Genomic DNA, 15557 nt, shown 5'->3' with positions numbered 1-15557 from the left:
TAAAGTGACCGAGCCGGCAAGGAAGCCGGATCAACCCAAGGAAAGCACAGGAATGAGCAAGAAAGTCGCTTACGTCACCGGAGGCATGGGAGGCATCGGAACCGCAATCTGCCGCCGTCTGCATCAGGATGGATTCACGGTGATCGCCGGTTGCGGGCCGACCCGCGATTTCAGCAAGTGGCTTGCAGAGCAGAAGGAAGAAGGCTTCGAGTTCCACGCTTCCGTCGGCAACGTCGGCAACTGGGAGTCGACGGTGGAGGCCTTCTCCAAGGCCAAGGCCGAGCACGGCAGCATCGATGTGCTGGTCAACAACGCCGGCATCACCCGCGACCGCATGTTCGTGAAGATGACGCCGGACGACTGGAACGCCGTCATCGAGACCAACCTCAACAGCATGTTCAACGTCACCAAGCAGGTGGTGGGTGACATGGTCGAGAAGGGCTGGGGCCGCATCATCAACATCAGCTCGGTCAACGGCGCCAAGGGCCAGGCCGGGCAGACCAACTACTCGGCCGCCAAGGCCGGCATGCACGGCTTCACCATGGCGCTGGCGCAGGAGCTGGCCACCAAGGGCGTGACGGTCAACACCGTGAGCCCGGGCTATATCGGCACCGACATGGTCAAGGCCATCCGCCAGGAAGTGCTGGACAAGATCGTCGGCACCATCCCCGTCAAGCGCCTGGGCGAGCCGAGCGAAATCGCCTCGATCATCTCCTGGCTGGCCTCCAGCGAAGGCGGCTATTCGACGGGCGCCGACTTCCCGGTCAACGGCGGCCTGCACATGCATTGAACGGGAGCGCGTCCCCCTTCGCCCCGGCTTCGTCGGGGCATCTCGGAGCCCGCCATGCGCGGGCTTCGCGCTTCCGGGGCCGGGCAAACCCCGGCGTCGCGGTGCGCCCGGCGGCGTCCTGCAAAATGGGTCGATGCACCATGGCGCCTCCCTCATCAGCACGATCGCAGCCGCCCTGGGGCTGGCCCTTGCCCTCGGATTCATCGCCGCCCGTCTGAGGTTGCCGGCGCTGGTGGGCTACCTGCTCGCCGGCGTGATCATCGGGCCCTTCACCCCCGGCTTCGTGGCCGATGCCGACATCGCCTCGCAACTGGCCGAGATCGGCGTGATGCTGCTGATGTTCGGGGTGGGCCTGCATTTCTCGTTGGACGACCTGCTGCAGGTGCGGCGCATCGCGCTGCCGGGCGCGCTGGTGCAGATCGTGGCCGCCACCTGCATGGGTGGGCTGCTGGCGCTGTGGTGGGGCTGGAGCCTCGGGGCGGCGCTGGTCTTCGGGCTGGCGCTGTCGGTGGCCAGCACGGTGGTGCTGCTACGGGCGCTCGAGAGCCTGGGCATCCTGGACACCCACACCGGCCGCATCGCCGTTGGCTGGCTGGTGGTGGAGGACCTGGCGATGGTGCTGGTGCTGGTGTTGCTGCCACCTCTGGCGCAGGTGCTGGGTGGCCGCGCCGAGGAGGGCAGCGATGGCTCCATGGCGTCGCTGGGCCGCACGCTCGGCATCACGCTGCTGCAGGTCGGCGGCTTCGTCGCACTGATGCTGGTCGTGGGGCGCCGTCTCTTCCCCTGGTTGCTGTGGCAGGTCACGCGCACCGGCTCGCGCGAGCTGTTCACGCTGTGCGTGGTGGCGGCGGCGGTGAGCATCGCGTTTGCGTCGGCTTCCCTGTTCGGCGTCTCCTTTGCGCTGGGCGCCTTCTTTGCCGGCATGGTGATGCGCGAGTCCGAGTTCAGCCACCGGGCGGCGGAAGAATCGCTGCCGCTGCGCGACGCCTTCGCTGTGCTGTTCTTCGTGTCGGTGGGCATGCTGTTCGATCCCGGCGTCCTGCTCAGCCGTCCGCTGCAGGTGCTGGCCGTCGTGCTGGTGATCGTGGTGGGCAAGTCGGTGGCGGCCTGCCTGCTGGTGCTCGCCTTCCGCTATCCGCTGGCGACCGCGCTGACGGTAAGCGCCAGCCTGGCGCAGATCGGTGAGTTCTCATTCATCCTGCTGGCGCTGGGCCTGCGCATGGAACTGCTGCCGCCGGAGGCGCAGAGCCTGGTGCTGGCGGGTGCGCTGGTGTCCATCGCGACCAATCCGCTGTGGTTCAGCGCCATCCAGCCGATCCTGAGCTGGTTGCGGCTGCATTCCTCGCTGGCCCGGCGGCTGGAGGCGCGCGACGACCCGCTGGCGGAACTGCCTGCGACCACGGCGGCGCGCTACCTGTCACGGCAGGTGGTGCTGGTGGGCTATGGCCGGGTCGGCCGGCGCATTGCGGCGCAGCTTCGCGCCCACGACATCCCCTTCGTGGTGGCGGACCAGAACCGCGAGCTGATCGAGCGGCTGCGCGAGGAAGGCGGTGCGGCGGTCTGGGGCGATGCGGCGGAGCCGTCCGTGCTCATCCAGGCCCACATCGCCCGGGCGCGGGTGCTCGTGGTGGCCATCGCCGATCCGCTGAACGTGCGGCAGATGATCGACACGGCCCGCGCGCTCAACCCCGAGGTGGAGGTCGTCCTGCGCAGCCACAACGAGGACGAGGCGCAACTGCTGCGGCAGGAACTGGCGGCGACGGTCTATCTGGGAGAGCACGAACTCGCCCAGGCCATGGCGGGCGACGTGCTCAGCCGGGCGCGGACACCAGTGCCGGCGGCGGCGTCATAGGTCCTCGATGACCAGCGCGCGGTAACGCTGTCCCATCACGAAGGGGTTCTCGCGCAGCAGGCTGCGGATCCGCTCGACGTCCTCGTCGTCCTCGGTGCGCACCAGCAGGCCGGCATGGCCCTCGCGCGCCAGGCGCACGTAGGCGCGAACGGTGGCGCCTTCGGTGCCGGGGGAGGGCAGCGGATCGTCGGCGTCCGATGCCGTGGCGCCGATCGGGCCGGTGATGGCCTCGGCAGGAACGAAGGCGATGTCGTCGCTGGCCACGCCGCCCTGGGCGAGGGCCTCTGCCGCAGCCCGTGCCGCCTCGGCATCCCGGAACATCAGCAGGGCGTGCCCGGTCGGATAGAAGGTCTTGCCGAGGGTCGACAGCATGTCCGGGGTCAGGGCGAAAGGCTTCATGGGGTCTCCAGAGGTCGTGCGCCGGCCCTGCACGGAAAGGTGCGGCAAGTCGGCTGGACTTGTGAACGTAGGGAGCCAGATCCCGTCGTCCTGTAGGAAGGGGCCCTTGCGGGACGCCCGGATTTGTTAATAACTGCAGTTTGGTTGCGAAACGTGTTTCTAATTGTGAAGTTTTCGCTACCTTTGAAGTGACTTCGGCGCCTAGGATTGGCGGCATGAAAAGCGGTGTAGCGTTTCGTTGGCTTCCTTGCGTCGGGATCGGCGGCCTTCTGGCCGGTGCGACGGCGGCGTTGTGGATCGCGCCGCCGCGAACCTCCGGGGAATGGGCGGCGTGGGTCCAGGCGGCGTCGGTACTGGTGGCGTTGTGTCTGGCGCTGCGCCTGCAGTATGTGGCGGGTCGGCAGGCCGCGCGCCAGGCGGAGCAGGTGGCGACGCTCTTTGCCGCCAACATGCATTGGGTGTTCCGTGAGCTCAGCGACGCCTGCATCAAGCGCGCCTGGGCCGACTTTGCCGTGCATCGCCGTGTTCTGCAGGAGGTGCTGGCGCAGGGCCGCGAAGTGAGCCTGCAGCAGATCGACGGCTCGGGCCTGGCCATGGTGACCAGCCTGCGGGCCATGGCGGTGGAAGGCCTGGAGATGGTGGCCAGCCACACCCCGCAGGGCGACTGGCACCAGTTGCATCGCTACTTCGAGAAGCGCTTGCCCAGCATTGCCGGCTGGCTGGCGCTGTACGGCCATCCGCCAGAGAACAGCGGGCCGACCGACTACCAGGGGCTGCGTACCTCGTTCGGGCAGTTCGGCTGAGCGCGGCGGTCCCGCACGGTCAGTGCGGAATCTCGGCCGGGCCGCCCGCGGCCTTGGGCGGCCTGCGGATGAGCAGGAGCAGCGGGATGGTCACCGCGGTCAGCACCATCATGATCCAGAAGTCGTCGAGGTAGGCCACCATGGTGGCCTGACGCGTGACCTCGGCGTTCAGCACGGCCAGGCCGGTCTGGGTGCCCAGGTCCATGGCCGGTGGCAGCGCCAGCAGCCCCTGGTTGCCCGGCGACACCAGCGCGGCCAGATTGGCATGCGCCCGGCCGGAGCCTTCCGTCAGCAGCGTCTGCACCACCGAGATGCCGACGCTGCTGCCGATGTTGCGCAGGAGGCTGAAGATCGGCGTGCCCTGGTTGCGCAGCCGCGCCGGCAGCGTGGCAAAGGTGGCGGTCGACAGCGGCACGAAGGTGAAGCCGATGCCCAGGCCCTGGATGAAGCCCGAGGTGACGATCAGTGTGCTGTCCATGTCCGGCGTGAAGCGCGTCATCTGCCACAGCGAGAAAGCCGTCAGGCCGAAGCCGGCCGCCATGATGGCGCGCACGTCGATCCGGTGGACCAGTCGCCCGACGACGATCATGGCGATCATCGTTCCCACGCCGCGGGGCGCCGTGACCGCACCGGTATAGACGACCGGATAGCCCATCAGCCCCTGCAGGAAGTTGGGCAGCAGCGAGGTGGTCGCGAACAGGATGATGCCGACGACGAACGCGAAGAACTGGCCGGTGACGAAGTTGCGGTCCTTCAGCAGATCGCGGTTGAGAAAGCTCACGCCCTGCACGGTCCAGGTGTGGACGGCGAAGAGGGCGAGGGCGACCACGGCGCCGATTGCCTCCAGACGGATCTCCCACGAGTCGAACCAGTCCAGCTGTTCGCCGCGGTCCAGGAAGAGCTGCAGCAGGCCGATGCCCAGGCTGAGCGTCGCGAAGCCGAACACGTCGAGCTTCTCGGACTTCGGACGGCTCTCGGGCAGGTACCGTGCGATGCCCCAGAAGGCCACGATGCCCACCGGCAGGTTGATGAAGAACACCCAGCGCCAGTCGAGCTGATCCGTCAGCCATCCGCCCAGCAGCGGGCCCAGGATGGGGCCGATCATGATGCCCGCACCCCAGATGGCCATGGCCTGGCCCACCTTCTCCCGCGGGTTGATGTCGAGCAGCACGGCCTGCGACAGCGGCACCAGCGCCGCCCCGAAGACGCCCTGCAGCAGCCGAGCGCCGACGATCTCGACCAGCGAGCCCGCGATGCCGCACAGCGCCGACGCCACCGTGAAGCCCACCACCGACACCAGGAAGACGCGCCGCCGGCCCCACCGGCCGCAGAACCAGCCGGTCAGCGGCAGGGTGATGGCTGCCGCGACGATGTAAGAGGTCAGCACCCAGGTGATCTGGTCCTGCGAGGCTTGCAGGCTGCCCTGCATGTGGGGCAGGGCGACGTTGGCGATGGTGGTGTCCAGCGCCTGCATGATCGTCGCCAGCATGATCGAGACGGTGATCATGCCGCGGTGGGGCACGGGGTTCTGGGGGGTGGGGGTCATGGGGCGGTCTCCTCGGGGCCACGGGTCGCGCCGCCGTCGTGCAGCGAAGCCGGCGCCGCATCGGGTTGCCAGGCCAGCAGGCCCTCCCGGGCTTTGGCCAGCAATGCCATGAGCTGGGCCTGCTCGTCGGCACTCAGGTTGACGAGGCCGTGGGCCAGCACCTCGTCGCTGATGGCGAGGGCCTGGTCCATGGCATCGAGAGCGCGGGGGGTGGCATGAATGAGCTTGACGCGGCGGTCACTGGGCGAGGGCTCGCGCCGGATCCAGCCGCCGGCCTCCATGCGGTCGCAGAGCGTGGCGACGGCCATGGCGCTGGTCTCCAGTCGCTGGGCCAGGGCGGCCTGCGACAACGGTTCGGGCTGTTCGGGATGTGCCAGCGCCCAGAGCAATCGGCATTGCGCCAGGGACAGACCCATCCGTTCACGGGCCAGCCGGTCGAAGTGAGCGCCGTGCAGCTTGGCCACCTGGTTGACCAGAAAGCTGAAGCGCTTGGAGGGGTCGATTTTCATAAACATCTATATCGTAAGCATGTTTATTAAATGAGCCTGACTGCTTGAGACAGGAGCTGGCTCGCGGTTGGCCGCTGTCCTTGGCGCGTGCTGTGCCGCGCGTGTCGCTGAGACCTGGGAAAATGCCGACCTCTCGCCGCCCCGTGCACACCCTCCGTGGCGCGGCTTCATGTTTTCTTTCCCGCGGAACGAGCGTCCACGCTGCGCTGTTCGCCGGCCTCTCTCTCGACCGGCGCCCCTGCCCAACTCATGAACGACAAGGACCTTTCCTCATCGCCGCAGGCGTCGCTGCCCGTCGGCCGGCTCTCTGTGGCCCCGATGCTCGACTGGACAGACAGGGGCTGCCGCTACTTCCACCGCCTCCTGAGCCGCCAGGCGCTGCTGTACACCGAGATGGTGAACACCGGCGCCATCCTGCACGGCGATGCGGCGCGGCATCTGCGCTTCGACGAGACCGAACACCCGGTCGCGCTGCAACTGGGCGGCAGCGAGCCCGCCGATCTGGCGGCCAGCGCGCGGCTGGGAGAGCAGTGGGGTTACGACGAGATCAACCTGAACTGCGGCTGCCCCAGCGAGCGGGTGCAGCGCGGTGCCTTCGGCGCCTGCCTGATGGCGGAGCCGGCGCTGGTGGCCGATGGCGTGAAGGCGATGCTGGACGTGGTGAGCGTGCCCGTGACCGTCAAGCACCGCATCGGCATCGACCGGGTGGAGAGCTACGACTTCGTGCGCGACTTCGTCGGAACCGTGGCCGACGCCGGCTGCCGCCACTTCATCGTGCATGCGCGCAACGCGTGGCTCAAGGGCCTGAGCCCCAAGCAGAACCGGGAGATTCCGCCGCTGCGCTACGAGCTGGTGCACCGGATCAAGCACGACTTTCCTCAGCTGTTCATCGCGATCAACGGCGGCATCCAGACCGACGAACAGGTGCACGCGCAACTGCGCCTGCTCGACGGCGTGATGGTGGGCCGCGAGGCGTACCACAACCCGTGGTGGCTTTCGCAGTGGGACAGCGCCTTCTTCGGGGACGCGCCGCGTGAGGTGACGCGCGAGGAGGTGGAGGCGCAGATGTGCGACTACATGCGCCGAGAGAAGCAGGCGCACGGCACGTCGTGGCAGTCGATCGCGCGGCACATGCTGGGGTTGCGCAATGGCCTGCCGGGCGCGCGCCGCTGGCGGCAGGTGTGGAGCGACCATCGCCTGCGCGAGCTGGATCCGCACGAGGTCATGGCGCGCGCGCACGCCAGCGCCACGGCCGAGGCCTGAGCGCACAGGCCGCACAGGGCGCCGGGCTGCTCGTTACACGGGCGGCGAGCAGCTGACGGCCCGGCAACAGGCCGCGGCTCACCAGGACCGAGCGGCGACTCAGGACGCCGCTTCGAGCCCGTTCGCGAAATGCTCGCGCATGCGCGCCTCGGCCGCCTGCGCGTCCCGCGCTTCGATGGCGGCCACCAGGGCGCGGTGCTCCGCCAGCGATTCCTCGATGCGCCCCGCCTTCAGCAGCGAGTTGTGGCGGTTGAGCTTCATCACCTTTCGCAGGTCGGCCACCATCTGGTCGCGCCAGCGGTTGTCGGCGATGGCCAGCAGCCGCATGTGGAAGCGCTCGTTGACGGCGAAGAAGTGCTCCCGGTCCACCTGGCCGGGGCGGGCGGCGGCCTCCAGCTCTTGGTGCAGGGCGCGCAGCTCCGCGATCTGGGCCTCGGCGGCGCGCGTGGCGACCACGCCGGCCGCGTCGCTCTCCAGCAGGGCGAGCAGGTGGTACACGTCGGCCAGGTCGCGATCGGACACTTCGGTCACATAGGCGCCGCGGCGCAGCTTCATCGTCACCAGCCCCTCGGCGGCCAGCACCTTCAGCGCCTCGCGCAATGGTGTGCGGCTGATGCCCAGTTCTTCCGCGATGCGCAGCTCGTCGATCCAGCTGCCGGGCTCCAGTTCGCGGCGGAAGATGCGCTGGCGCAGCAGCTCCGCCACCTCTTCATAGAGGGCGCGCGGGGTGAGGGTCAGGGCAGACATGGCGGCGACTGTATCGCAGAAGAAGCCCCTAATTCATAATTGAATTAATAATTACAGACGGCTAGACTTGCGGGATTCCCCGGGGTCGGCCAGCGTGGCCGTACTTCCGGCACCAGAGGTCAAGCGAGAGAGACGAAGCATGGCGGATTCCGAATTCAAGCCCTCCACCCTCGAAGACTGGACGCGCGCCGCGGCCAAGTCGGCCCCCGGCGGCGACGTCTCGGCGCTCAACTGGGTGACGCCCGACGGCATCACCGTCAAGCCGCTCTACACGGCCGCCGACCTGCAGGGCCTGCGCTACAGCGACACGCTGCCCGGCTTCGAGCCCTACATCCGCGGCCCGCAGGCGACGATGTACGCCGTGCGACCCTGGACCATCCGCCAGTACGCCGGCTTTTCCACCGCGGAGGAATCGAATGCCTTCTACCGCAAGGCGCTGGCCGCGGGCGGGCAGGGCGTGTCGGTGGCCTTCGACCTGGCCACCCACCGCGGCTACGACAGTGACCATCCGCGCGTGACCGGCGACGTCGGCAAGGCCGGTGTGGCCATCGATTCGGTGGAGGACATGAAGATCCTGTTCGACGGCATCCCGCTGGACAAGGTCAGTGTGTCGATGACCATGAACGGCGCCGTGCTGCCCGTGCTGGCCGGCTACGTGGTGGCGGCGGAAGAGCAGGGCGTGTCGCAGGACAAGCTCAGCGGGACCATCCAGAACGACATCCTCAAGGAGTTCATGGTCCGCAACACGTACATCTATCCGCCCGAGCCGAGCATGCGGATCATCGGCGACATCATCGAGTACACGGCGAAGAACATGCCGAAGTTCAACTCGATCTCGATCTCCGGCTACCACATGCAGGAAGCCGGCGCCAACCAGGCGCTGGAACTGGCCTTCACCCTGGCGGACGGCAAGGAGTACGTGAAGACCGCCATCGCCAAGGGCATGGACGTGGACGACTTCGCCGGGCGCCTGAGCTTCTTCTGGGCCATCGGCATGAACTTCTACCTCGAAGTCGCCAAGATGCGCGCCGCGCGCCTGCTTTGGTGCCGGATCATGAAGGCCACGGGCGCCAAGAACCCCAAGAGCCTGATGCTGCGCACGCACTGCCAGACCTCGGGCTGGTCGCTCACCGAGCAGGACCCGTACAACAACGTCGTGCGCACCACCATCGAGGCCATGGCCGCGGTGTTCGGCGGCACGCAGTCGCTGCACACCAACGCGCTGGACGAGGCCATCGCGCTGCCGACCGAGTTCAGCGCCCGCATCGCCCGCAACACGCAACTGATCATTCAGGAAGAGACGCACATCACCAACGTCATCGACCCCTGGGCCGGCAGCTACATGATGGAGAAGCTCACCCAGGACATGGCCGATGCCGCCTGGGCCATCATCGAGGAGGTCGAGGCCATGGGTGGCATGACCAAGGCGGTCGACAGCGGCTGGGCCAAGCTCAAGATCGAGGCCGCGGCGGCCGAGAAGCAGGCGCGCATCGACTCGGGCCGCGACGTCATCGTCGGCGTCAACAAGTACAAGCTCAAGAACGAGGACCCGGTCGAGATCCTCGCCATCGACAACATGAAGGTGCGCGACCAGCAGGTGGCGCGCCTGCAGAACATCCGCGCCGCGCGCGACGGCGCCAAGGTGCAGGCCGCGCTCGATGCGCTCACGGCCGCGGCCGAGAAGAACGAGGGCAACCTGCTCGACCTGAGCATCCAGGCCATCCGCCTGCGCGCCACGGTGGGCGAAGTGTCGGACGCGCTGGAAAAGGCCTTCGGCCGCCACCGCGCGGACACGCAGAAGGTGACGGGCGTCTACGCCGCCGCCTACGACTCGGCCGAAGGCTGGGAAGCGCTCAAGAAGGAAATCGACGCCTTCGCCGAGGACCAGGGCCGCCGGCCGCGCGTGATGATCTCCAAGCTGGGCCAGGACGGCCACGACCGCGGCGCCAAGGTGGTGGCCACGGCCTTCGCCGACCTGGGCTTCGACGTGGACATGGGCCCGCTCTTCCAGACGCCGGAGGAATGCGCCCGCCAGGCCATCGAGAACGACGTGCATGCCGTGGGCGTGAGCACGCTCGCGGCGGGCCACAAAACGCTGGTGCCGGCGATCATCGAAGAACTGAAGAAGCAGGGCGCGGACGACATCATCGTGTTCGTGGGCGGTGTCATTCCGCGGCAGGACTACGAGTTCCTGTACGAGGCGGGCGTGAAGGGCATCTACGGGCCCGGGACGCCGATTCCGGCCAGTGCGAAAGATGTGCTGGAGCAGATCCGGGCGGCCGTCGCCGCTTGAGGCTGGTCTATGCCTATGCCTGTGCCTGTGCCTGTGCGGTCGTAGCTCTACCGTGGATCCATCGCTGCCCTTTCCACCGTTCGGGCTGAGCTTGTCGAAGCCTTTTCTCCCAATCGTGTGAAGCCCTTCTTCGTCTACCTGCTCCACTGCGCGGACGGCTCCTATTACGCGGGCCATACCGATGACTTGGATGCGCGCCTGCAGCAGCATGTGTCGGGCCGGATCGGCTACACCGCCACGCGCAAGCCGTTCACGGTGTCGTGGCAGGGCGAGTTCGAGACGCGTGAAGCGGCGCTGGCCTTCGAGCTGCGGATCAAGGGATGGTCGCGGGCGAAGAAGGAGGCGCTGGTGCGCGGAGATTGGATCGCGGTTCAACAGTTGGCGCGCTCGCGGACGCAAGGAGGTGCTGATGGCGGTTCGTTTCAGACGGCAAACCCGAGACTCGGCCCGAGCCCTCAATCCGTTCGCCCTGAGCTTGTCGAAGGGCAGAACAGCGCGCTGGCGGAGGTCGTGTCCTGGCTTCGACAGGCTCAGCCCGAACGGACTGGGGACGACCAGTCACGACAAGCACAGCCCGCACGGACTGGGGACGCCGATGCGGTCACGCATCCGACAAACCCGTCAGCCGGGGCAGCCCCATGACCCAGGCGCCTTCTTCCCACTTCGACGCCATCCTGCACGGCGCCACGCCGATGGCCCAGCGCCGCGCCATGGCCAAGGCCATCACGCTGCTCGAATCGACCCGCGCCGACCACCGCGCCCAGGCCGACGAGCTGCTCACGGCGCTGCTTCCGCACACCGGCCACAGTTTCCGCCTCGGCATCTCCGGCGTCCCGGGCGTCGGCAAATCCACCTTCATCGAGGCCCTGGGCCTGCACCTGATCGAGCACGGCCACCGCGTGGCGGTGCTCACCATCGACCCGTCGTCTACCGTCTCCGGCGGCTCGATCCTGGGCGACAAGACGCGCATGGAGCGCCTCTCGGTGCACGAGCAGGCGTACATCCGCCCCAGCCCCTCGTCGGGCACGCTCGGCGGCGTGGCGGAGAAGACGCGCGAGGCCATGCTGGTCTGCGAAGCCGCCGGCTACGACGTGGTGATCGTCGAGACCGTCGGCGTGGGCCAGAGCGAGACGGCCGTGGCCGGCATGACCGACATGTTCGTGCTGCTCCAACTGCCCAACGCCGGCGACGACCTGCAGGCCATCAAGAAGGGCGTGATGGAAATCGCCGACCTGGTCGTCATCAACAAGGCCGACATCGACGCCGATGCCGCCACCCGGGCCCAGGCGCAGATCACCTCGGCCCTGCGGCTCTTCGGGCACCATGGCAATCCGCAGCATGCGCAGGCCATGCACGACGCCCACAGCGGCGCCGAAGTGCGCCACTGGCTGCCGCGCGTGATGCAGCTCAGCGCGCTGACCGGCGTGGGTGTCGACCGCTTCTGGGCTGCCGTGACCGAGTTCCGCCAGCTGCAGGCCGCCAACGGCCGAATGGCCGCCCGCCGCGAGAAGCAGGCCCTGGCCTGGATGTGGGAGCGCATCGAGGCCGGCTTGCGCCAGGCTTTCCGCCAGCATCCGCAGGTGCGCGAAAAGTTGGCCGGCGTGTCCGCCGAGGTGGCCGCTGGCCACGTGGCCGCGTCGACCGCCGCGCGCCAGCTTCTGGCTCTGGCAGCTGAGCCCCCATCCCCCCCATCCCGGACGGCGACCGATGCGCCGCCCGCCTCATCCCCAACCGACAGGACACCATGAAGGACATCCTCGAAGAACTCGAACGCCGCCGTGCGCAGGCGCACCAGGGCGGCGGCCAGAAGCGCATCGACGCGCAACATGCCAAGGGCAAGCTCACGGCGCGCGAGCGCATCGAACTGCTGCTGGACGACGGCACCTTCGAAGAATGGGACATGTTCGTCGAGCACCGCTGCACCGACTTCGGCATGGCGGACAACAAGATCCCGGGCGATGGCGTGGTCACGGGCTACGGCATGATCAATGGCCGCCTCGTGTTCGTCTTCAGCCAGGACTTCACCGTCTTCGGCGGCGCGCTCTCCGAGGCCCACGCCGAGAAGATCTGCAAGGTGATGGACCAGGCCATGAAGGTGGGCGCGCCGGTCATCGGCCTGAACGACTCGGGCGGCGCGCGCATCCAGGAAGGCGTGGCCTCGCTCGGTGGCTATGCCGACGTGTTCCAGCGCAACGTGATGGCCTCGGGCGTGGTGCCGCAGATCAGCCTGGTCATGGGCCCCTGCGCGGGCGGCGCCGTGTACTCGCCGGCCATGACCGACTTCATCTTCATGGTGAAGGACTCCAGCTACATGTTCGTCACTGGCCCCGAGGTGGTGAAGACCGTGACGCACGAGAGCGTCACGGCCGAGGAACTGGGCGGCGCCATCACCCACACCACCAAGAGCGGCGTGGCCGACCTGGCCTTCGAGAACGACGTGGAGGCGCTGATGATGCTGCGCCGCCTGTACAACTACCTGCCGCTGTCCAACCGCGAGAAGCCGCCGGTGCGCCCCAGCGGCGATCCGGCCGACCGCGCCGACCTGTCGCTGGACACGCTGGTGCCCGACAACCCCAACAAGCCCTACGACATGAAGGAGCTGATCCTCAAGGTCGTGGACGACGGCGACTTCTTCGAGCTGCAGCCCGACTACGCGAAGAACATCGTGATCGGCTTCGCCCGCATGGAAGGCCAGAGCGTGGGCATCGTCGCCAACCAGCCGCTGGTGCTGGCCGGCTGCCTGGACATCAAGAGCTCGATCAAGGCCGCGCGCTTCGTGCGCTTCTGCGATGCCTTCAACATCCCGGTCGTCACCTTCGTGGATGTGCCCGGTTTCATGCCCGGCACCAGCCAGGAGTACGGCGGCATCATCAAGCACGGCGCCAAGCTGCTGTACGCCTACGCCGAATGCACGGTGCCGAAGATCACCGTCATCACGCGCAAGGCCTACGGCGGTGCCTACGACGTGATGGCCTCCAAGCACCTGCGCGGCGACGTCAACCTGGCCTGGCCGCGCGCCGAGATCGCGGTGATGGGCGCCAAGGGCGCGGTGGAGATCATCTTCCGCGAGGAGAAGAAGGACCCGGAGAAGCTCGCCGCCCGCGAGGCCGAGTACAAGGCCCGCTTCGCCAACCCCTTCGTCGCCAGTGCACGCGGCTACATCGACGACGTGATCCTGCCGCACGAGACGCGCAAGCGCATCTGCCGCAGTCTCGTGATGCTGCGCGAGAAGAAGCTGGAAAACCCGTGGCGCAAGCACGGAAACATTCCACTTTGATGAGCCAGGGAGAGCTGCACATGTTCAAGAAGATCCTGATCGCCAACCGCGGCGAAATCGCCTGCCGCGTCATCAAGACCGCCCGCAAGATGGGCATCAAGACCGTGGCCGTGTACTCGGACGCGGACCGCGACGCCCGCCATGTCGAGCTGGCCGACGAGGCCGTGCACATCGGCGCCGCGCCCTCGCGCGAGTCCTACCTGATGGCCGACCGCATCATCGAGGCCTGCAAGAAGACCGGTGCCGAGGCGGTGCACCCGGGCTATGGCTTCCTGTCGGAGAACGAGGCCTTCGCCAGGCGCGTGGAAGAGGAGGGCATCGTCTTCATCGGCCCGAAGCACCATTCGATCGCGGCCATGGGCGACAAGATCGCCTCCAAGAAGCTGGCGAACGAGGCCAAGGTCAACACCATCCCCGGCTACAACGACGCCATCGACACGCCCGAGCAGGCCGTGGAGATCGCAAAGGGCATCGGGTATCCGGTGATGATCAAGGCCAGTGCCGGTGGCGGCGGCAAGGGGCTGCGCGTCGCCTTCAACGACAAGGAGGCGCTGGAGGGCTTCACCTCCTGCCGCAACGAGGCGCGCAATTCCTTCGGCGACGACCGCATCTTCATCGAGAAGTTCGTGGAGCAGCCGCGGCACATCGAGATCCAGGTGCTGGGCGACAGCCAGGGCCATGTGATCTACCTGAACGAGCGCGAATGCTCGATCCAGCGGCGCCACCAGAAGGTGATCGAGGAGGCGCCGTCGCCCTTCATCAGCGATGCCACGCGCAAGGCCATGGGCGAGCAGGCGGTGGCGCTGGCCAAGGCGGTCAACTACCAGTCGGCCGGCACGGTGGAGTTCGTGGTCGGCAAGGACCAGGACTTCTACTTCCTGGAGATGAACACCCGCCTGCAGGTGGAGCATCCGGTCACCGAATGCATCACCGGGCTGGACCTGGTGGAGCTGATGATCCGCGTCGCGGCCGGCGAGTCGCTGCCGCTGACGCAGGCCGACGTGAAGCGCGACGGCTGGGCCATCGAATGCCGCATCAATGCGGAAGACCCGTTCCGCAACTTCCTGCCCTCCACGGGCCGGCTGGTGAAGTTCCAGCCGCCGGCCGAGTCGCTGTCGGCCGCCGAGCCCAATGCGCCCGATGCCTACGGCGTGCGCGTGGACACGGGCGTGTACGAGGGCGGCGAGATCCCCATGTACTACGACTCGATGATCGCCAAGCTCATCGTGCACGGGCGGGACCGGGCGCATGCCATCGCGCTGATGCGCGAGGCGCTCAACGGCTTCGCGATCCGCGGCATCCACAGCAACATTCCCTTCCAGGCGGCGCTGCTGGCGCACCCCAAGTTCGTCAGCGGCGACTTCAACACCGGCTTCATCGCCGAGCACTACGGCCATGGCTTCCGGGCCGAGGACGTGCCGCATGACGACCCCGACTTCCTGGTCGCGCTGGCGGCCTACGCGCACCGGCGCTACCGTGCGCGTGCCTCGGGCATCAGCGGCCAACTGGCGGGCCATGGCGTGAAGGTGGGCGAGCAGTTCGTGGTCGTCACGCTGGGGGCGGATGGCGAGCATCGCCACACGCCGGTGAGCGTCACCGACTTCCAGGGCGCCACGGGCGCGAGCGCGGTGCAGGTCGGCAGCCGCAGCTACCAGCTCGAAAGCCGCTCGCCGCTGGGCGGGATCCGCATCGAAGGGCGCGTGAACGGCCAGCCGTTCACCGCGCAGGTCGAGCGCGGCGCGGGCAAGAACCCGCTGGCCCTGAGCGTGCAGCACAACGGCACGCAGATCGAGGCCATGGTGCTGTCGCCGCTGGGAGCCCGCCTGCAGTCGCTGATGCCCTACAAGGCGCCGCCGGACATGAGCAAGTTCCTGCTGTCGCCGATGCCCGGGCTGCTGGTGGACGTTGCCGTCAAGGAAGGCCAGCAGGTGCAGGCCGGCGAGAAGCTGGCCGTCATCGAGGCCATGAAGATGGAGAACGTGCTCTTCGCCGCACAGGACGGCGTGGTGGGCAAGATCACCGCCGGCAAGGGCGAATCGCTGGCGGTCGATCAGGTGATCCTGGAGTTCAACTGAATG

At 67.8% G+C, this 15557-nt stretch carries 13 protein-coding genes; 9 read left to right on the top strand and 4 right to left on the bottom strand.

The features are described from left to right. Positions 1-52: 52 nt before the first annotated feature. Entirely contained in the window at positions 53-790 is a 738-nt protein-coding gene (gene phbB / locus L0984_RS02130; RefSeq protein ID WP_017758534.1) for an acetoacetyl-CoA reductase, read from the top strand. 133 nt (positions 791-923) lie between these two features. After that, positions 924-2642: a YbaL family putative K(+) efflux transporter gene (ybaL, locus tag L0984_RS02125; protein ID WP_234192120.1), complete on the top strand. Its 1719-nt coding sequence runs from the start codon at positions 924-926 to the stop codon at positions 2640-2642. Here the strand turns inward: ybaL and L0984_RS02120 are convergent. Then, positions 2637-3041 carry a hypothetical protein gene (locus L0984_RS02120; protein ID WP_234192119.1) on the bottom strand — a complete coding sequence of 135 codons (405 nt, stop codon included), beginning with the start codon at positions 3039-3041 and terminating at the stop codon, positions 2637-2639. The genes ybaL and L0984_RS02120 overlap by 6 nt on opposite strands. A 356-nt stretch (positions 3042-3397) precedes the next feature. On the opposite strand from L0984_RS02120, the gene L0984_RS29880 reads away from it, so the two are divergent. Continuing rightward, entirely contained in the window at positions 3398-3844 is a 447-nt protein-coding gene (locus L0984_RS29880; protein WP_295373352.1) for a hypothetical protein, read from the top strand. Between the two features lie 19 nt (positions 3845-3863). Here the strand turns inward: L0984_RS29880 and L0984_RS02110 are convergent, their stop codons facing one another. Together L0984_RS02110 and L0984_RS02105 are read right to left on the bottom strand one after the other, a co-directional pair. Next, positions 3864-5390, bottom strand: a complete 1527-nt coding sequence (locus L0984_RS02110; RefSeq protein ID WP_234192118.1) for an MDR family MFS transporter — start codon at positions 5388-5390, stop codon at positions 3864-3866. Further along, the gene (locus L0984_RS02105; protein WP_234192117.1) at positions 5387-5899 is read right to left on the bottom strand and encodes a MarR family winged helix-turn-helix transcriptional regulator; all 513 of its coding nucleotides are present in this window, start codon (positions 5897-5899) and stop codon (positions 5387-5389) included. Before L0984_RS02105 ends, L0984_RS02110 begins: the two co-directional genes overlap by 4 nt. Positions 5900-6148: 249 nt before the next feature. Between L0984_RS02105 and dusA the strand changes: the two genes are divergently transcribed. Beyond that, complete coding sequence (gene dusA, locus L0984_RS02100; RefSeq protein WP_234192116.1) at positions 6149-7162, top strand: tRNA dihydrouridine(20/20a) synthase DusA; 1014 nt, start codon at positions 6149-6151, stop codon at positions 7160-7162. 99 nt (positions 7163-7261) lie between these two features. Here the strand turns inward: dusA and L0984_RS02095 are convergent, their stop codons facing one another. After that, positions 7262-7909, bottom strand: coding sequence for a GntR family transcriptional regulator (locus L0984_RS02095; RefSeq protein WP_234192115.1), 648 nt, complete (start codon positions 7907-7909; stop codon positions 7262-7264). A 139-nt stretch (positions 7910-8048) separates the two neighbouring features. On the opposite strand from L0984_RS02095, the gene scpA reads away from it, so the two are divergent. The 5 genes from scpA (at position 8049) to L0984_RS02070 (ending at position 15554) form a co-directional block, all read left to right on the top strand. Further along, complete coding sequence (scpA, locus tag L0984_RS02090) at positions 8049-10202, top strand: methylmalonyl-CoA mutase (RefSeq protein ID WP_234192114.1); 2154 nt, start codon at positions 8049-8051, stop codon at positions 10200-10202. Positions 10203-10319: 117 nt separating this feature from the next. Further along, complete coding sequence (locus L0984_RS02085; protein WP_234192113.1) at positions 10320-10844, top strand: GIY-YIG nuclease family protein; 525 nt, start codon at positions 10320-10322, stop codon at positions 10842-10844. After that, on the top strand, positions 10841-11950 hold the full coding sequence (meaB, locus tag L0984_RS02080; RefSeq protein ID WP_234192112.1) for a methylmalonyl Co-A mutase-associated GTPase MeaB: 1110 nt from the start codon (positions 10841-10843) through the stop codon (positions 11948-11950). The genes L0984_RS02085 and meaB overlap by 4 nt, the downstream gene beginning before the upstream one ends. Further along, on the top strand, positions 11947-13479 hold the full coding sequence (locus L0984_RS02075; protein WP_234192111.1) for an acyl-CoA carboxylase subunit beta: 1533 nt from the start codon (positions 11947-11949) through the stop codon (positions 13477-13479). Before meaB ends, L0984_RS02075 begins: the two co-directional genes overlap by 4 nt. 20 nt (positions 13480-13499) lie before the next feature. Further along, a complete protein-coding gene (locus L0984_RS02070; protein ID WP_234192110.1) occupies positions 13500-15554 on the top strand; it encodes an acetyl-CoA carboxylase biotin carboxylase subunit in 2055 nt (684 codons plus the stop codon). Positions 15555-15557: the final 3 nt, after the last annotated feature.

Origin of the sequence: Pseudacidovorax sp. NFM-22 (assembly GCF_021401245.1) — a bacterium.
In the GTDB taxonomy this organism is placed as follows: domain Bacteria; phylum Pseudomonadota; class Gammaproteobacteria; order Burkholderiales; family Burkholderiaceae_C; genus Xenophilus.
Note: the sequence above shows the minus strand (reverse complement) of the source record. Positions and strands in the feature narration are given on the sequence as shown.